Origin of the sequence: Bacteroides sp. OM08-11, assembly GCF_003438665.1 — a bacterium.
GTDB classification, from domain to species: domain Bacteria; phylum Bacteroidota; class Bacteroidia; order Bacteroidales; family Bacteroidaceae; genus Bacteroides; species Bacteroides cutis.
The window spans coordinates 89,001-108,251 of the sequence record NZ_QSTJ01000009.1; the positions used below are offsets into that span (position 1 = coordinate 89,001).

Consider the following 19,251-nt stretch of genomic DNA (forward strand, 5'->3'; position numbering starts at 1 on the left):
TTATGTTATAAGAAGAATACTAACAAACAAACGACAACTGCCAGCAAAGCAACACCTTCAATCAAGGCAGCGGCAATGATCATGTTCATACGGATATCTCCAGACGCTTCCGGTTGACGGGCAATAGCTTCCATGGCAGAGCCACCGATTTTACCAATACCCACACCAGCACCAATTACAGCTAAACCAGCACCCAGTGCTGCTCCCAACTTACTAACTCCAACACCTGCCGCAGCAGCTTGTAATAATACAGATAGTAACATAACTTTCAGATTTTAAATGATTATTTTTATTAATGTTTATATTCTCAATTATCACTTCATAATTTTATCATCTCTCATCACCTTCGCTCCCGCCTTTTCCTGATGTTCTTCCTGCGCCAATCCGATGAATACAGCTGACAACATTGTGAACACATATGCCTGGATAAATGCGACCAACAGTTCCAATGCATTCATAAAAATATTGAACAACACTGAGGCAACTGTCAATGTACCGTTTAAAGCAGGTCCCATACTAGCGGAAATAAAGATTAAACACGTAAGCACCAACATCGCCATATGTCCCGCCAGCATATTGGCGAAAAGACGAATCATCAAAGCAAACGGCTTAGTAAATATTCCAAAGAACTCAATGAACGGCATCATGGGTATGGGCACTTTCAACCACCAAGGCACATCCGGCCAAAAAATATCTTTCCAATAGGTTTTCGTTCCGAAAATGTTTACGGCAAGGAAAGTACAAATAGCCAACACCATCGTGATAGCGATATTTCCCGTTACATTAGCACCACCCGGAAAGAATGGAACCAACCCCATCAAATTATTGATAAAAATAAAGAAAAATGCCGTCAACAAGTAGGGTGCAAACTTACGGTACTTAGGACCTACGCAACTCTTGATGATATCATCATTCACCATCATAATAAACATTTCCATAAATCCTACAAATCCACCGGGAGCTGCACTACCTTGCGGATGCTTACGATACCACTGAGCCACACTCAAGATGATGACAAGCAACAAAACACTATTGATAAGTAATGCCAACGTCACTTTTGTAATAGAAATATCTAAAGGTCTTACTTCATTTCCTACAGCATCATACTCCACCAGTTTTCCTTCATGCTTACTCCCCACAGGAGCCAGTGAAAAGCCTTCATAACTACCTCCATTTTCTTCAAGGCGTGAAGAAAGGAACACATGCCATCCCGAAGAACGACTATATAAAATCACAGGCAATGGAATAGTGATATGTGCTTTTCCCCAAGTCGTGATGTGCCACTCATATGAGTCACCGATATGTCCGAAAACAATTTCCTTCACGTCCACCGTATTTTCTTTTTCTTCGGCAGCCGTCACGTTATCATGCCGGGCAATGCTATCTAAGTCCGCTTTGAACTCTTCTATGGTAACAGGGATACTGTCAGCCCGCATCGGGACAGATAGTGACAATCCCAATGCCAACAGCACTCCAATCAGTATGTTACGCAATTGTTTCATTTTCTTTTTTCTTTTTCAATCTTCGGTTCGCTTCAAAGGTGAAGAAAAACCAGGTATCATAAGTCAAATATATCACATAATTCACGATAAACGTCAACAGAAATTCTTTAGCCTCCTTACGTACAATGATACAATAAATCAACATCACAATAATAGAGAGCAACATCCTCATGACCCGCATCAACAAGTAAATCTGTAACATCCGTTTCGGCATTCTATGGCGGCAATTCTCCACCATGCTAATCATAAATGCACCGAAAACAAAATAGTAAATTGGTATCAACGGATAACCACCAAAATAATGGTACGGAAAAATTGAAAAATATATCCATCCGCCTATCCCTCCTATCAATACCGTCAAAAGTGCTGTATGCAACAAATAATTCCGTTTTGTAATACTAATAATCACGTCTATCCGATTTTATTTATAAATCAAAATAAAAGAAAAAATCAATCGATACAAACAGAAACCTTGTTACTGCTCATTTCAATAAAACCGCCTTTGATATCCAGTGTATGTTCTTCGTCATCAGGTGTCAGATATACTAATCTGCCTGCTACCAACGACGAGACCACGGGTGCATGCTGTGGCAAGATAGTAAACGAACCTATCGTTCCAGGCAATGTAACACTGTTTACTTCACCATTAAAGATTTCCTTGTCAGGCGATATAACATTCAAATGCAATTCTTTCATTCTCTTATTTTTTTGCTTGTTCCAACAACTTCTTACCCTTCTCGATAGCTTCATCAATCGTTCCGACATTCAAGAAAGCCGGTTCAGGCAAATAGTCTACTTCACCATCAAGAATCATCTTAAATCCTTTGATAGTATCCTCTATGGAAACCATAGTACCAGGAACACCCGTAAACTGCTCAGCAACAGCAAACGGCTGCGACAGAAAACGCTGTACACGGCGTGCACGGTTTACCAACGTACGGTCTGCGTCCGAAAGTTCTTCCATACCAAGAATGGAGATAATATCTTGCAATTCCTTGTTACGTTGCAAAATTTGCTTTACACGCTGTGCTACTTCATAATGTTCCTGTCCCACAATATGCGGATCAAGAATACGAGAGGTAGATTCCAACGGATCTACAGCAGGGTAGATACCAAGTTCAGTAATCTTACGGCTCAACACCGTTGTAGCATCCAAATGCGTAAAGGTAGTAGCAGGTGCAGGGTCAGTTAAATCATCAGCAGGTACGTACACGGCTTGCACGGAAGTAATGGAACCGTTACGAGTAGAAGTAATACGTTCCTGCATGGCACCCATCTCTGTGGCTAGCGTAGGCTGATAACCTACTGCCGATGGCATACGTCCCAACAATGCTGAAACCTCAGAACCTGCCTGGGTGAAACGGAAAATATTATCAATAAAAAACAAGATATCGCGTGGACCATTATTATCCGCTCCCATATCACGGAAAGATTCGGCAACCGTCAAACCAGACAATGCTACCGACTGACGTGCACCAGGAGGTTCATTCATCTGTCCGAAGATCAAGGATACCTGAGATTTCGCCACTTCATTATAATCTACCTTAGACAAATCCCAGTTACCTTCTTCCATGCTCTTTTTGAATTCTTCACCATAACGAATAACACCAGATTCAATCATTTCCCTCAGCAGATCATTACCTTCACGAGTACGCTCTCCTACTCCGGCAAACACTGAAAAGCCATTCAATTTCTTGGCAATATTATTGATAAGCTCCTGAATAAGCACAGTTTTTCCTACACCAGCACCACCAAATAAGCCTATTTTACCTCCTTTGCTATAAGGCTCCAGCAAGTCAATAACCTTAATACCTGTATACAAAACTTCCTGTACAGTGGTTAAATCTTCGAATTTAGGAGGTTCACGATGAATAGGATAAGCACCAGCACGATCCAACTCTTTCATTCCATCTATAGAGTCACCTACTACGTTCATCAAGCGTCCTTTTATCTGTTCTCCTATCGGCATAGTGATAGGCCCCCCTAATGGATAAACCTTCATACCTCTTTGCAAACCATCCGTACTATCCATAGCTACAGTACGCACAGTATTTTCACCAATGTGCTGTTGTACTTCCACAATTAATCTTTTACCATGACTTCTTTTTATTTCCAGTGCGTCGTGAATACTCGGCAGCATCAATTCTGTCTCCGTACCTTCAAAATAGACGTCTACAACAGGCCCGATAACCTGTGAAATATGTCCGACAATCTGTGACATAAGCAATCTTTTTATATTCAGTTTTTCTTAATTATTATCAGGTAAAGTTGTGAGTTGTCGCGTAGTATCCTCAAATTAAGTTCAGCCCAGTCGCGTCGTTTCATCAAAACTCAATCTATGTTTATACGAATAACATTTACAGATGACTTTTGTTCATCCAAATGGTTACATAAACAACTTCGCAAATGTATAAACAAAACACGTCCTATTGTTCTCCTCTATAGCTTTTTTTCTATAAATTATACGATTTTGAACGATTAATATTACAATTAGAACAATTTGTTACAGAAAAGGTAACATTGGTTAACAGTTAGTAAGAGGTGGCTATTATCCAACCTCTTAAATAGATAACAAATAAAACAAAATAACAGATATCATTGTCTATATTATCTACTTCTACTCTACTATTTAATATGCTTGTCTGCATACTTTGTCATGTCAGGTATTTATAAAAAAATCACCATATAACAAACCTTATCATTATCTTTGTATTCCATAATCATATCACAAAATCTGAAATTAAAATGAAATACAAATCGTCTTCTCTACTATTGCTGTTCAGTCTCTGTACTGCTTGCGGAAACGGCAAGATACATTCCGGTACACAGACAGATATATTGTCTGATACTATTACTACATTTGTACTACCAGCTATTCCACCTATGTTGAATACTCCTGAACTTCGTGCAGATTATCTAGTACGCCATTACTGGGATCATGTGAATTTCGCAGATACAAACTACATACATCATCCAGAAATAACGGAACAAGCATGGGTAGACTATATTGACATACTGAAGATTGTTCCGGCAAAAAAGGCCGATACTGCTTTGAAAGAAGTATTTGTACAAGCTGAAAAAGAGAAGAAGTTTTATCTGTATATGACAGACTTAGCAAACAAGTACCTGTATGATCCCAATTCACCCATGCGGAATGAAGAATTATATATTTCTGTATTGGATGCAATGTTGGCTTCTCCTATCCTAAATAATACAGAGAAAATCCGTCCACAAGCCCGTCGGGAACTTGCACAGAAAAATCGCGTAGGTACTAAAGCTTTGAATTTCAGATATACTCTTGTATCAGGAAAGGAAGATAGCCTTTACGGAGTAAATGCTCTTTATACTCTATTATTCATTAACAATCCTGGATGCCACGCTTGTACCGAAACCATTGAAACCCTAAAACAAGCATCTGCCATTAACCAAGCCATTGCCCAGAAACAACTACAAATTCTTGCCATCTACCCAGATATAGATTTAGAGGAATGGCATAAGCATCTTTCCAACTTTCCTAAAGAGTGGATAAACGGATATGACAAAAAACAAGTGATAGAGACCCAACATCTTTATGACTTGAAAGCTATCCCGACTCTTTATCTATTGGATAAGAATAAAGTTGTAATACTGAAAGATGCAACGGTAATGGAAATTGATGATTTTTTAACCAGACAACAATTGAAACAGAATCCATTCATGATGGGCGAAAAAAAATAAGCCCTGTCTCGCGACAAGGCTTATTCACAACACAAACACAAAATAAAACACGACAAAACTACTATGCAATCTTACCTGTCTATGCCGGGGAGGCATACGTACCAATTACGGATATTCACATATACATAAACAGCTTCAGGCTGATTTGCACAATATAAACAAATGCGGGGATGCATTTGTTTATTTCTTATTTGTTAAAAAACACAAATTCAAAATTTACTTACTGAATACCTCTCTCACGAAGTTTCAACTGCCAATTCCATGCAGAACGTAAAGTATCTTCAATACCGACTTCTGCCTTCCACCCTAGCTCATTATTAGCCAGCTCGGGATCAGCCCACACCTTTACAATATCTCCGGCACGACGTCCTACAATCTGATAATTCAATTTCACACCTGTTGCTTTTTCAAAAGCATTAATCAATTCTAATACAGAAAGACCACGACCTGTACCAATATTGAATACTTCTACTTTTTCTTTTTGCTTCTTTTCAAGAATACGACGAATAGCCACGACATGTGCCTTTGCCAAATCAACTACATTGATGAAGTCGCGAATACAAGAACCATCAGGAGTATCGTAATCATCACCAAATACACTCAGTTTCTCACGAATACCGATAGCTGTTTGAGTGAGATAGGGTATCAAATTCTGTGGAACTCCGTTAGGCAACTCACCGAGTAATGCAGTAGGGTGTGCGCCAATCGGATTGAAATAACGCAACAAAATAGCATTGATAGGAGCACCAGAAGCAACGGTATCACGTACGATTTCTTCATTAATCTGCTTCGTATTACCGTAAGGAGATTCCGCTTTTTTAATAGGAGCTTTCTCTGTTACTGGAAGCTCATCAGGCTGACCATATACAGTACAGGAAGATGAAAATACGATACCTGTTACTCCATGCTTCGGCATCAACTCAAGCAAATTAATCAAAGAAACCAAGTTATTACGATAATAAAGCAATGGTTTTTGAACCGATTCACCTACAGCCTTGCTAGCAGCAAAATGGATAATTGCTTTAATACCTTTATATTTGGTAAACACAGCGTCAAGACCGGCAAAATCCAAACAATCCAACTTTTCAAATGCAGGACGGATACCCGATACTTTTTCAATGTTATCTACAACATCTGCGCTAGAGTTTGACAAATTATCAACAATAACAACTTCATAACCTGCGTTTTGAAGTTCTACTACAGTGTGTGAGCCAATATAACCGGTTCCACCAGTAACCAAAATCTTTTCTTTCATATAAATAGATAATTTAGCTTTATAGGTTATCTCTACGCCACAAATGTAAGGAAATAAATTCAGAATATACTCAATATAGAAGAAAAAATTAACTAAAAAGCGTAACTATATTACCGTGTGCGATAACTATGATTGTCCACTACAGAATATACAAAATCCTATAGAGATTTTTCTTTCACGGATACCATATAAAGAAAGAAACCTCTATAGGACTCTTATAAACTATAGTGAATTATTTCACCTTAAATTTTCACTACTCCCGAGAATCCCATAAATGCCATTGCCAGCAAACCTGCCGTAATCAAAGCGATAGGAGTTCCCTGCATACCCTTCGGAATACTGACAAGACTCATCTGTTCGCGCAAACCGGCAAACAATGTAAGTGCCAGACCAAACCCAAGAGCTGTAGAAAATGCATAAACCACACCTGTTAGCAAATCATAGTCTTTTTGAATAACAAGAATAGCAACACCAAGAATACAACAATTAGTTGTAATTAACGGCAAGAACACACCCAAAGCTTGGTATAAAGAAGGAGATACTTTCTTCAGGATGATTTCTACCATCTGTACCAATGCAGCAATCACCAGAATAAAAGTAATTGTCTGCAAATAACCTAAACCAAAAGCATCAAGTACATACTTCTGAATAAGGAATGTTACGATAGTAGCAATGGTGAGCACAAAAGCTACCGCAGCCGACATACCTAACGCTGTCTCTACTTTCTTGGATACGCCCAGAAACGGACAAATTCCCAAGAATTGCGACAATACGATGTTGTTTACAAAGATTGCCGAAATAAATATTAATATATATTCCATAATATCAATTACTAATTATGAATTACAAATTATGCTTTCTTGAAACTGTTGACCAGTGCAATGAGATATCCCAATGCGATAAATGCACCCGGTGCAAGGACAAACAACAACATACCATATTCTTCGGGAAGAAATGTTATGTTAAAGATTTTGCCTGTACCTAAAAACTCACGAACAGCTCCCAGCAATGTCAATGCGATAGTAAAGCCCAGTCCCATACCTAAACCATCAAAGAAGGAAGATACCGGATTGTTTTTGGCAGCGAATGCTTCGGCACGTCCCAATACGATACAGTTTACTACAATCAAGGGAATAAACAGCCCTAGAGTGGCATAAAGAGCAGGAACATATGCTTGCATAATCATTTGCAATAATGTTACGAAAGAAGCAATCACCACAATAAACGAAGGGATACGTACCATGTCAGGTATCAAATTCTTGATGGCTGAAATAACCACATTAGAGCAAATCAATACGAACATTGTCGCCAAGCCCATACCCATACCATTGACAGCAGAAGAGGTTGTACCCAACGTAGGACACATACCAAGCAGGAGCACAAACGTAGGATTTTCTTTGACAATCCCGTTCATCAATACTTTAAAATTATTCATATCTTCTACTCCTTTCTTATTTTACGCTGAGAGTATCTGCAACTTCAATTGTTGCAGTATCAGCAGGTTGTTCAACATTCTTCTGGGTAGCCCCGGTAGCACCATCAGCTGTATTCTGACCGGCATATGCGGCATATGCAATATTAACAGCATTCAGGAAAGCCCGAGATGTAATTGTAGAGGCTGTAATAGCATCTACTTTACCACCATCTTTACTTACAACCAATGGAGATTCACCCGGATTCAGCCCCGTAATATCCCCCTTGTTACCTTTCTTAAACCAATCAGCAGCTTTGGAACCAAGCCCCGGAGTTTCTGCATGTCCTAATAAGGAGTAGTCAATGATTTTACCTTCAGCATCAAAACCTACCAATACTTTCAGTTCACCACCGAATCCCATTGAAGTAGCTTCAACAGCAGCACCAATATACTGTCCTTCTTTTGTAGCAGGATATACGGCATATTCAACACCATTCACCTCTTGCATTTTCTTTTCAGCAATCGGGTCGTTATCAAAACCTGGTACCACTGCACTGACTGCATCACTCAATGTCTTTGCATTAGCCTGCGCAATAGGTTCCTTTGTCAGTTCATTAACATAAGCCAGTAATGCTACGGAAATAGCAGTAACCCCCGTAAGTACCAGCAACATATTCTTTAAGGATGATTCTAACTTTTTCATTTCTTCTTCGCTACCTCCCCAAAGCGTTTTGGTTTAAAATACGTGTTAATCAGCGGAGTGAACGCATTCATGATCAGAATAGCGAACGACATACCTTCGGGATATGCACCGAACAAACGGATTATCACCGTCAACAAACCGATGCAAACACCATAAATCAACATACCCTTATGGCTCATCGGTGAAGTGACATAGTCCGTAGCCATAAAAACGGCACCAAGCATCAGACCACCGGAAAGTAACTGCAATACCGGAGAAACATAGAGTTCGGGATTGACCAGATACATAATACCAGAGAAAATGAATACCGTAACCAGAATAGATACAGGGATATGCCAGGTTATGATTTTCTTCCATAACATATAAGCCAAACCCAGCAATAGAGCCAATGCACTGACTTCACCAAGACATCCGCCATTATTACCAATCAAAAGATCCAATGATGTAGGAAGATCACTCAATGAATACCCCGGAGCTCCACTGATAACCCCCTTCATAATGGCAAGAGGAGTAGCGGCCGTAGTAGCATCCGTATATGCAGTCAACTGACCGACGGCAGGCCAAGTCGTCATCTGCACCGGAAATGACAGCAACAGAAATACACGTCCTGCCAATGCTGGATTGAAAGGATTACAACCCAAACCACCGAATGACATCTTACCTACACCGATAGCAAACAAAGCACCAAGGATAATAATCCAAATAGGCAAATTAGAAGGTAAGTTGAATGCCAACAACACACCAGTAATGATGGCAGATCCGTCACAGATGGTTGTAGTTTGTTTTTTCATCAAAAATTTGCCAATAGCCCATTCAAAGAACAAGCAGGCAGCTACAGAAGTAGCTGTAACAATCAGTGCACCCAGTCCAAAAAAGTAAAGCGAAACGAGGAATGCCGGTATCAACGCAACGAGCACGCCGTACATATTCTTCTTCACGCTGTCTCCGCCATGAACGTGGGGCGAAAGGGATACGATTAATCTATTCATATTTCGTTATTTTTTAGCTTGACGTGCACGTATCATCGCCCCGACTTTACCTTTACCCAAACGGATGTAGTCCAACATCGGACGATTGGAAGGACAAGTGAACTGGCATGAACCACATTCAATACACGACATGATATCTTCTTTCTCTACTCTTTCAAAATCTCCATGAGCCGATACAGTGGCAAGCAAGTAAGGTTCCAAGCCCATCGGACAAGCACCTACACACTTAGCACAACGGATACAAGGCTGTATCTCTCCACGCTTGGCTTCCTTGTCATTCATAATCAGAATACCCGAACTGCCTTTAGCAGTAGGCACATCTGTATTAACCAAGGCTTTACCCATCATGGGACCGCCACCGATAATCTTACCCGTATCTTCGGGAAGCCCACCACAAGCATCAATCAGTTGCTGCATTGGCGTACCGATACGTGCCAGAAAATTGGATGGTTTAGCCAAGGACTTACCTGTTACGGTAATGACACGCTCAAACAATGGTTTATTCTTCTGAACGGCCTGATAAACAGCGAATGCCGTACCAACATTCTGAACTACAGCACCAGTAGAAATAGGCAATGCACCAGCAGCTACCTGGCGATTGATAACAGCATCAATCAATTGTTTTTCACCACCTTGTGGATATTGTACTTTCAAAGGAACGACCTCGATACCCGCATAACCGGCAGCTACTTTCGTCATCAATTGGATAGCATCAGGCTTATTATTTTCAATACCAATAAATGCCTTATTAACCTTTACAGACTTCATGAGAATAGATACACCTACCATAATTTCCTCGGCATGTTCTAACATCAGCTGGTGATCAGCAGTCAAATAAGGTTCGCACTCTACGGCATTGATGATAACACATTCTGCCTTGAATGCAGGAGGAGGACACAGTTTGACTTGTGTAGGGAAACAAGCTCCCCCCAAACCTACGATACCGGCATCAGCAATTTTTTTCACAATTTCCTCTGAAGAGAGGTTACACTCTTTTACCAGTGTGTCTGTACGGTCAATGCTTTCCTCCCACTCATCTCCCTCTACATCAATAAAAATAGCAGGTTTGGCATAGCCGCTGGCATCGACAATCGTGTCAATCTTTGCGACTTTTCCGCTGACAGATGAATGGATAACTGCTGATACGAAGCCACCGGGTTCGGCAATCTTTGTACCCACTTTCACAACATCGCCTTTAGCCACGATAGGCTTTGCAGGAGCACCGATGTGCTGTCCCAACAGGATTACAGCTTTAGCTGGAACCTCTGCTTTAATAATAGGCTGATGTGCTGAAAGTTTATTTTCCTGTGGATGAACTCCACCAATTGAAAATGTTTTCAACATACAATTCTGTATTTTTAATCGTTTATTTACTCATTAATATTATGCCTCTGCCTCCGGTACATTGGTAACAGAAACTTCAGAAGCTTCAATCACCTTAGGAGCGTCAGTTTTCGGTACTTCCACTTTTTTAGAGGTAACTACCGTAGCATCGCCTTCTACTTTTGGTTTACGTGGTGGAAAATTAAGCGCAACAATAGTACCTTGCGGACAAACCTCCTCACACTTACGACAAGATTTGCACTTACTCGGATCGATGTAAGCCAGATTATTTTCCAATGTAATAGCTTCGAAAGGACATACCTTCACACACTTACCGCAACCTATACAAGAAACGGTACAAGCCTTGCGTGCTACGGCCCCCTTATCTTTATTTACGCATTGTACATACACACGACGAGACTTCTTACCCTGAGGACGGATTTCAATAATATTTTTCGGACAAGCCTTAGCACAAGCTCCGCAGGCCGTACACTTCTCCTCGTCTACTTCAGGAAGTCCTGTTTCGGAATTCATATGGATAGCATCGAACTGACAAGCGGCCACACAGTCACCACAGCCCAAGCAACCAAAGCTACAGCCTGTTTCACCACCATAAAGAGAGGCTGCAATAGCACAACTCTTCGCTCCATCGTATTGATTAATACGTGGACGGTTGGCACAAGTCCCGTTACATCTCACTACCGCAACCATCGGTTCGGAAGCTGCAGCATCCAAACCCAGAATTTCAGCTACTTTTGTCATAACGGGCTGTCCACCCACCGGACAAAGTTTACCTTCCAGCGAACCGGCTTTTACACAAGCATCAGCAAATCCGCTACAACCCGGGTAACCACATCCACCGCAGTTTGCTTGGGGCAAAACTTCTGCCACCTGTGCAATTCGCGGATCTTCATACACGGCGAATTTCTTAGAAGCTACATAAAGAATAACCGCCGATACCAGCGCTATAGCCCCCAATGAAATCACTGCAATCAGAATTACATTCATAAATTAGTTGTTTATTAATTATTTATTTTATGTATTAGTTAGTTCATAGGTTTAATTGAAAAAGAGAACTTCTTCTTCAACCGCGATTTATTCAGCCACAATATATAATAATAAGGTATAAGAAGTACTAACGAGCAAAGTGCGGAAAGCAACTCGTCATTCCAAATAGCCATAAAGATGAAAAGAGAAAATATAACAATAAAAAAAGGTAATATGAATGCGTATAATACTGCCATTGCTCCCATAGAAAGTTCTCCTATAACCCATACCCGATCACCGGGTTGATAAACATAAACACCGGTATCGGTTATATCAATGAGTTTTTCTTTTGTATCGGCCGAACTGCAATGTCCCTTGACACTGCACGAAGCACATGCTGAAGTTTGAATGATCCTCACTTGAAGATGAGAACCGTTTATGTTTTCCACAATACCTTGATGTCTTATAGTATTCGCCATTTTGCAAAGTGTGCATTACAAATCGCGGCAAATTTACGCATTATTTGCGAACTGCAAGGGATAAGACGTCTTTTTCTGTGTACGTAAACATTCTTTTTCTATGTTTTTATACTTTTTCATCCTGTACAGGCTACAAAAAGACAAAAAACAGACGATCTGCTGAAATAAAAACAGACCGTCTGCCAAATTTATGTAGATGCTCCGTCTGTTCTGAACAGACCATCCACTTTTACCATTTATAATTAATACCAAAACTCAATAACTCTTTTACTTGGAAATAACTATCCCCTTCAGTCGGTTTAGCGCTATCATCAAAACGGGCATGCACATAGAGTTTAGTAGAAAGGTAGCGGTTTAAAACAAAATTTACGGTGTTTTCCCATTCAACACGTGTCCATTCATAACTGGTCTGGAAATCCAGTCGGGAATTCAAAACAATAGAAGGAATGATAGTCCATTTAATAGTAGATTGCACTTGAGAACCAAAATTATGCATTACAGATTTTCCTTCATCCAAACCAAACTTAACCTCATTAACCTCTTTATTACCAACATAGCGCATCATGTGGGTCAACGGAGCCATAAAGACAGACAAATTGAATTTTTTCTTATTCAATTTATAATCCATACCAATACTAGACGACCAGTCGGCCGGAGCAAAAAATGCCGAGACAAGTTCTTCACTGTTAGCCTTGTATCCATGACAGAACTGAGTCTTAAATTCTGTAGAAATCGTATAGTACCACTTTGAAGCAGCCTGAATACCTATTTTACTGTAGATACGCAGTTGATCCGTATTAATCAGATAATCGTGATATTTATCTGAAGGAGTAGAGCCAAAACCTAATTTTGCATCCAAAGAATTTTCCCATTGAATTTTTTCACGGTCATTATAATTGGCATATAAGTGCAAATTTGCAAGCAAAGTAGTATTACTTTCACCACCTTTATACCAGTTATCCGATATATAATTTTGCGTAATTTGTAACGAACCACTTCCACCTGTTACCCACCAGTTGGGCTTATGTATTACAATTCCGGCTTCCTCTTTCACTCCTACTATTTCTTCCTTGGCAAAAAGCTTCGCTACAGAAGGTTTGGAAGATACCTCTTTTTCTATATTATCTTTGAAAACTTTAGCCTTTTTAATTTCATCTTCAGTCATCACTACAAAATCTGGATGATTGATATATGTGTCAAGCATAGTGCGGTCTACAATCTCATTCACTCTTTTCTTCGACACAAAACTCTGGGTATCGAACGGTAAAAGTTCATTTATTAATGCAGGAAGCGTATCTCTCTCCCCCTCGAAACTCCAATTTAGTTTTGAAAAACGTTCCATCGGAGAATGATAATAGGTAACAGGAATAAACATTTTGTAAAAATCAGGATTAGAAGGTATATATCGTTCAGGGGTAGCAGGATCATTCAAATAATCCAAAACCCCAAGATATTTCTCATACAATATTGAGACTGTGTCCATTCTGAACGTATCTTCATACGGTTTTAACTTCAATATCCAATATTGTTTCCAAATCCCCGACAATGTGTCAGTACCTGCTGTTGTTGTCTGCTTCGTTGTCTCGAGCACGGCTTTTGTCGAATTCTGGGCCATAACCGATGATGATAATAATACGGCAATACCCCATATAAAAAGGTGTCTATTCTTCATATATGTTTAATATATATATTCGGATACAAAATTAATTCAAAATGTTTAGATAACAAAAGACAAGAAGTGAAAGTTTAATAGCCCCCATCTAAACACACTAATTTCTTTTTTTATAATTGTTTTCACTAAACTGTTATGTACTTCCTCATTTTTTTCATAATTTTGCGCTTTAATTTTTAGAAAGAACATTTTAAAACAGTATAGCTGTGGGAGAAACAAAGTATATTTTCGTCACCGGTGGTGTTGCCTCCTCATTAGGTAAAGGTATTATTTCATCATCCATCGGTAAGTTATTGCAAGCAAGAGGTTATAAAGTAACCATTCAAAAGTTTGACCCGTATATCAATATCGACCCGGGCACATTGAACCCTTATGAACACGGAGAATGCTATGTAACGGTAGACGGTCACGAAGCCGATCTTGACTTGGGACACTATGAGCGTTTCCTAGGCATTCAGACTACTAAAGCAAATAACATCACTACGGGACGTATCTATAAGAGCGTTATTGATAAAGAGCGCCGGGGAGATTATTTAGGTAAGACAATCCAGGTTATCCCTCATATTACGGATGAAATTAAACGCAATGTGAAATTGCTGGGAAATAAATACAAATTTGATTTTGTTATCACCGAGATTGGTGGTACGGTAGGTGATATCGAATCCCTTCCGTATTTAGAAAGTATTCGCCAATTGAAGTGGGAGCTGGGTAAGGATGCTTTGTGCGTACATCTTACATATGTACCCTATCTCGCCGCTGCCGGTGAATTGAAAACCAAACCGACTCAACACTCCGTTAAGGAATTGCAAAGTGCCGGTATACAACCTGATGTGCTTGTACTTCGTACAGAACATGAATTAAGTACTAATCTGCGTAAGAAAGTTGCCCTGTTCTGCAATGTAGATGAAAATGCTGTTGTGCAGAGTATCGACGCACCGACTATCTATGAAGTACCTATCTTGATGCAGGCACAAGGACTTGATGAAACTATTCTAAGAAAAATGGGACTTCCCGTTGGCGATACTCCAGGACTTGGTCCATGGCGCAGTTTCCTGGAACGTCGTCACAAAGCAGAAAACACTGCACCGGTACATATCGCATTGGTAGGTAAATATGACTTACAGGATGCTTATAAGTCTATCCGTGAAGCTCTATCACAGGCAGGAACCTACAATGACCGTAAAGTATCGGTAGACTTTGTAAATAGTGAGAAACTGACGGATGAAAATGTAGCCGAAGCGTTAAAAGGTATGGCAGGTGTTCTTATCGGACCAGGATTCGGTGAGCGTGGCATTGCCGGTAAGTTTGTAGCTATAAAATACGCACGTACGCACGATATTCCTACATTTGGTATCTGTTTGGGTATGCAGTGCATCGCCATCGAGTTTGCTCGTAATGTATTAGGGTTAACAGATGCCAATTCCCGTGAAATGGACGAAAAGACGCCGCACAACGTTATCGATATCATGGAAGAACAGAAGTCCATCACCAATATGGGTGGAACCATGCGTTTAGGTGCATACGAATGTGTATTACAAGAAGGTAGCAAGGCATATGAAGCATATGGTACCGAACACATCCAGGAGCGTCATCGCCATCGCTATGAGTTCAATAATCAATATAAGGCCGAATATGAAACAGCCGGAATGAAATGTGTAGGTATCAATCCGGAATCAGATTTGGTAGAAATCGTAGAGATACCGAAATTGCAATGGTATGTAGGTACTCAGTTCCATCCAGAATACAGTAGTACGGTATTGCATCCACATCCGTTGTTCGTTGCTTTTGTGAAAGCCGCTATCGAAAACGAAAAGAAAAATAAGTAATTTCGTAACTTGAAATTTGTAATTAATAATTTGTAATTAACATAGAATGGATAAAAACACCATCACAGGTCTTGTTTTAATAGCTATTTTGTTAGTGGGATTCAGCTTCTTGAGTCGTCCGAGTAAGGAACAACTGGAAGCGCAACAACGGTACTATGACTCTATAGCTCTGGTGCAACAGCGTGAAGCCGACCTGAAAGCTAAAGCAGAAGCAGCCCTTGCCAATGAAAAGGAAACCGGAACTCTAGATTCAACTTCCCTTTTCTTTAACGCCCGTCAAGGGGCCGACTCATTGATTACTATCCAGAACAATCTGGTAGAACTGACAATTAGTAGTAAAGGTGGAAGTATTTACTCAGCTACTCTGAAGGAGTATATGGGACAGGATAAGCAAACACCTGTCATGCTGTTTAATGGTGACGATGTTTCCATGAATTTCCTTTTCTATAATAAAAAGGAAACCATACAAACTGACGAATATTATTTCACGGAAGTCAATCGTACAGACAGTACTGTAACTATGCGCCTGGCAGCAGACAGTGCAAGTTATATCGACTTTAAGTATGCTATGCATAGCGATACCTATCTGATAGATTTTACTATCGACGCCGTTGGTATGGAAAATAAACTTGCTAGTACCAAATACGTAGATATCGAGTGGTCACAACGTGCTCGACAGATAGAGAAAGGATATACCTACGAGAATCGTTTGGCTGAACTGACTTACAAAATTGCCGGGGATGAAACAGATTATTTATCTGCCAACAAGAATGACGAAAAAGAAGTTCCCGAACGTTTAGATTGGATTGCCTTCAAAAATCAGTTCTTCTCCTCTGTGTTTTTGGCGGATACGGATTTTGAAAAGGCGAAATTGAATTCAAAGATGGAAGTTCAAGGCAGTGGTTATATCAAAGATTATTCTGCCGAAATGAGTACAGCTTTTGACCCGACCGGTAAAACTCCGACTCAGTTATTCTTCTATTTCGGTCCTAACCACTACAAAACTCTGACTGCACTTGATAAAGGTCGTACTGAAAAGTGGGAACTGAATCGCCTGGTATACTTAGGATGGCCACTTATCCGTTGGATAAACAAGTGGTTTACTATCAATATTTTCGACTGGTTATCCAGTTGGGGATTGAGTATGGGTATCGTTTTGCTCTTGATGACATTAATTGTGAAGATTGTCGTATTCCCAGCAACTTGGAAAACTTATATGTCATCTGCTAAGATGCGTGTGCTAAAACCGAAAATTGACGAAATAGGTAAAAAGTATCCCAAACAAGAAGATGCTATGAAAAAACAACAGGAAGTTATGGGATTATATAGCCAGTATGGTGTCAGCCCAATGGGTGGTTGTTTACCTATGCTGATACAATTCCCTATCCTAATGGCATTGTTTATGTTCGTGCCGAGCGCTATCGAGCTCCGTCAACAGAGTTTCTTGTGGGCAGACGATCTTTCCACGTACGATGCTTTTATCAACTTCCCGTTCCATATTCCATTCTTGGGTAGTCACCTCAGTTTGTTTTGCGTACTGATGACAGTGACGAATATATTGAACACGAAGTACATGATGCAACAGCAAGATACAGGCGCTAATCCGCAAATGGCGGCTATGAAATGGATGTCATACCTGATGCCTATTATGTTCTTGTTCATATTGAACGACTATCCTTCGGGATTGAACTATTATTACTTCATTTCAACGTTAATCAGTGTGGTGACAACTCTTATACTACGTAAAACTACTAATGAAGAAAAACTTCTTGCCCAGCTTGAAGCCGGCAAGAAAGATCCAAAGAAGATGAAGAAAACCGGTTTTGCTGCTCGTCTGGAAGCTATGCAAAAACAACAGGAGCAAATGATGAAAGAAAAACAGAACAGGAAATAATCCCCCGTTCGAGATATTTTTCAGAGAAAGCCGGACAATGTAGATTGCCCGGCTTTGTTTTCCGATAGAAAGAAGGAAAAAATTATCATTTACCTTCAAATAATCAGATATCAAAAGAATAATAAATATGCAAACTAAATACACCTATAAAGAAATCTGGCTTATAGCCTATCCTATTCTTATCAGTCTGCTTATGGAGCAAATGATAGGTATGACCGATACAGCCTTTTTAGGACGTGTCGGTGAAATTGAATTAGGAGCTTCTGCCATCGCCGGCATTTTCTATATTGTAATGTTCATGGTGGCATTTGGATTCAGTATCGGAGCACAGATACTCATTGCCCGTCGTAATGGCGAGCAACAATATAAAGAAATAGGTAACCTGTTTTATCAAGGTGTTTACTTTCAGTTGGGAATGGCAGCAGTCATGTTCCTACTCTGTTACAGCCTTGCCCCTATGATATTGGTGCGTCTTGTATCATCCGAACATATCTATAACGCCGCCATCAGTTACCTTAACTGGCGTGTTTTTGGTTTCTTCTTCTCCTTTACGGCAGTAATGTTCCGTGCATTCTTCCTGGGAACGACACAAACCAAAACGCTTACGCTCAACTCCATTGTAATGGTATTGAGTAATATTATATTCAACTACATCTTGATATTCGGTAAATTCGGAATGCCGGCCCTCGGCATTGCCGGTGCAGCTATCGGTTCATCATTGGCTGAATTGGTATCGCTAATATTCTTTATCCTCTACACCCGTTTCCATATTGATATTCATAAATATGGACTGAACAAGATACCCGGACTTAACCGAAGCATATTGAAACGGATGCTCAATGTGTCTTTTTGGACAATGGTACAGAATTTCTTGTCTCTTTCCACCTGGTTTTTACTCTTCCTGTACGTGGAACATTTAGGCGAACGTTCCCTGGCAATCACCAATATTATCCGTAATGTATCGGGTATCCTATTTATGGTAATGATGGCGTTTGCTTCAACCTGTGGTTCACTGGTAAGTAACCTCATCGGCTCTGGAAACATAGACTGTGTACCTGGCACGATACGCCAGCATATACGCATAGCCTACGCCCTCGTACTGCCTCTGGCTATCTTTTTTACCCTATTTCCCAGGTTGATATTGAGTGTTTATACCGATATACCCGAGTTGCAGGAAGCTGCGATACCGTCGTTATGGGTACTCTGCTCCGCTTATTTATTCCTCGTACCTGCCAATGTCTATTTCCAGTCAGTATCAGGAACGGGAAATACGCGTACAGCGCTTGGATTGGAAATGATAACATTGGCAATATATACCTGTTATATCACCTATATCGTTGCTTATTTGAAACTAGACGTAGCTTTCGCTTGGACATCAGAGCACGTATATTCTATCGGAATTCTGATACTTTCTTATTTCTATATGAAGAAAGGGAAGTGGAGTCAGAAGAAGATTTGAATTTATTCCCTATCTTCGCTACCAAAACAAA

18 protein-coding genes are annotated in these 19,251 nt (G+C 40.1%); 4 read left to right on the plus strand and 14 right to left on the minus strand.

The window, feature by feature from the left end:
- Window positions 1-5: 5 nt before the first annotated feature.
- Genes atpE through atpD form a run of 5 tightly spaced genes read right to left on the minus strand, consistent with a single transcriptional unit; the run spans window position 6 to window position 3,723 of the window.
- Window positions 6-263, minus strand: coding sequence for an ATP synthase F0 subunit C (gene atpE, locus DXC10_RS14690; RefSeq protein ID WP_004290887.1), 258 nt, complete (start codon window positions 261-263; stop codon window positions 6-8).
- A gap of 51 nt (window positions 264-314) precedes the next feature.
- A complete protein-coding gene (gene atpB / locus DXC10_RS14695; protein WP_101542679.1) occupies window positions 315-1,502 on the minus strand; it encodes a F0F1 ATP synthase subunit A in 1,188 nt (395 codons plus the stop codon).
- Window positions 1,486-1,905 (minus strand): hypothetical protein, encoded by a 420-nt coding sequence (locus DXC10_RS14700; RefSeq protein WP_101542980.1) that lies wholly within the window; start codon window positions 1,903-1,905, stop codon window positions 1,486-1,488. The genes atpB and DXC10_RS14700 overlap by 17 nt, the downstream gene beginning before the upstream one ends.
- A 47-nt stretch (window positions 1,906-1,952) precedes the next feature.
- Window positions 1,953-2,198 carry an ATP synthase F1 subunit epsilon gene (atpC, locus tag DXC10_RS14705; protein ID WP_101542678.1) on the minus strand — a complete coding sequence of 82 codons (246 nt, stop codon included), beginning with the start codon at window positions 2,196-2,198 and terminating at the stop codon, window positions 1,953-1,955.
- Between the two features lie 4 nt (window positions 2,199-2,202).
- On the minus strand, window positions 2,203-3,723 hold the full coding sequence (gene atpD, locus DXC10_RS14710) for a F0F1 ATP synthase subunit beta (RefSeq protein ID WP_101542677.1): 1,521 nt from the start codon (window positions 3,721-3,723) through the stop codon (window positions 2,203-2,205).
- Window positions 3,724-4,247: 524 nt separating this feature from the next.
- On the opposite strand from atpD, the gene DXC10_RS14715 reads away from it, so the two are divergent.
- Entirely contained in the window at window positions 4,248-5,219 is a 972-nt protein-coding gene (locus DXC10_RS14715; RefSeq protein WP_101542676.1) for a DUF5106 domain-containing protein, read from the plus strand.
- 220 nt (window positions 5,220-5,439) lie between these two features.
- Here DXC10_RS14715 and galE read toward each other — a convergent pair whose 3' ends face one another.
- The 9 genes from galE to DXC10_RS14760 form a co-directional block, all read right to left on the minus strand.
- Window positions 5,440-6,474, minus strand: coding sequence for a UDP-glucose 4-epimerase GalE (gene galE, locus DXC10_RS14720; RefSeq protein ID WP_101542675.1), 1,035 nt, complete (start codon window positions 6,472-6,474; stop codon window positions 5,440-5,442).
- Between the two features lie 242 nt (window positions 6,475-6,716).
- The gene (rsxA, locus tag DXC10_RS14725; RefSeq protein ID WP_101542674.1) at window positions 6,717-7,295 is read right to left on the minus strand and encodes an electron transport complex subunit RsxA; all 579 of its coding nucleotides are present in this window, start codon (window positions 7,293-7,295) and stop codon (window positions 6,717-6,719) included.
- A 29-nt stretch (window positions 7,296-7,324) separates the two neighbouring features.
- Entirely contained in the window at window positions 7,325-7,909 is a 585-nt protein-coding gene (gene rsxE, locus DXC10_RS14730) for an electron transport complex subunit RsxE (RefSeq protein WP_101542673.1), read from the minus strand.
- A gap of 16 nt (window positions 7,910-7,925) precedes the next feature.
- The gene (locus DXC10_RS14735; protein WP_101542672.1) at window positions 7,926-8,591 is read right to left on the minus strand and encodes an RnfABCDGE type electron transport complex subunit G; all 666 of its coding nucleotides are present in this window, start codon (window positions 8,589-8,591) and stop codon (window positions 7,926-7,928) included.
- Window positions 8,588-9,580 (minus strand): RnfABCDGE type electron transport complex subunit D, encoded by a 993-nt coding sequence (locus DXC10_RS14740; RefSeq protein ID WP_101542671.1) that lies wholly within the window; start codon window positions 9,578-9,580, stop codon window positions 8,588-8,590. The genes DXC10_RS14735 and DXC10_RS14740 overlap by 4 nt, the downstream gene beginning before the upstream one ends.
- A gap of 6 nt (window positions 9,581-9,586) precedes the next feature.
- Complete coding sequence (gene rsxC, locus DXC10_RS14745; RefSeq protein WP_117738217.1) at window positions 9,587-10,924, minus strand: electron transport complex subunit RsxC; 1,338 nt, start codon at window positions 10,922-10,924, stop codon at window positions 9,587-9,589.
- A 39-nt stretch (window positions 10,925-10,963) separates the two neighbouring features.
- The gene (locus DXC10_RS14750; protein WP_117738219.1) at window positions 10,964-11,911 is read right to left on the minus strand and encodes a Fe-S cluster domain-containing protein; all 948 of its coding nucleotides are present in this window, start codon (window positions 11,909-11,911) and stop codon (window positions 10,964-10,966) included.
- Between the two features lie 38 nt (window positions 11,912-11,949).
- A complete protein-coding gene (locus tag DXC10_RS14755) occupies window positions 11,950-12,369 on the minus strand; it encodes a SoxR reducing system RseC family protein (RefSeq protein WP_101542668.1) in 420 nt (139 codons plus the stop codon).
- Window positions 12,370-12,598: 229 nt separating this feature from the next.
- Window positions 12,599-14,041: a DUF3078 domain-containing protein gene (locus tag DXC10_RS14760; RefSeq protein WP_101542667.1), complete on the minus strand. Its 1,443-nt coding sequence runs from the start codon at window positions 14,039-14,041 to the stop codon at window positions 12,599-12,601.
- A 206-nt stretch (window positions 14,042-14,247) separates the two neighbouring features.
- Here DXC10_RS14760 and DXC10_RS14765 point away from each other — a divergent pair, with 206 nt between their 5' ends.
- The 3 genes from DXC10_RS14765 (at window position 14,248) to DXC10_RS14775 (ending at window position 19,220) form a co-directional block, all read left to right on the plus strand.
- Window positions 14,248-15,867, plus strand: a complete 1,620-nt coding sequence (locus tag DXC10_RS14765) for a CTP synthase (RefSeq protein WP_101542666.1) — start codon at window positions 14,248-14,250, stop codon at window positions 15,865-15,867.
- A 46-nt stretch (window positions 15,868-15,913) separates the two neighbouring features.
- Window positions 15,914-17,761 carry a membrane protein insertase YidC gene (yidC, locus tag DXC10_RS14770; protein WP_117738221.1) on the plus strand — a complete coding sequence of 616 codons (1,848 nt, stop codon included), beginning with the start codon at window positions 15,914-15,916 and terminating at the stop codon, window positions 17,759-17,761.
- 127 nt (window positions 17,762-17,888) lie between these two features.
- A complete protein-coding gene (locus DXC10_RS14775) occupies window positions 17,889-19,220 on the plus strand; it encodes an MATE family efflux transporter (RefSeq protein WP_101542664.1) in 1,332 nt (443 codons plus the stop codon).
- Window positions 19,221-19,251 lie beyond the last annotated feature (31 nt).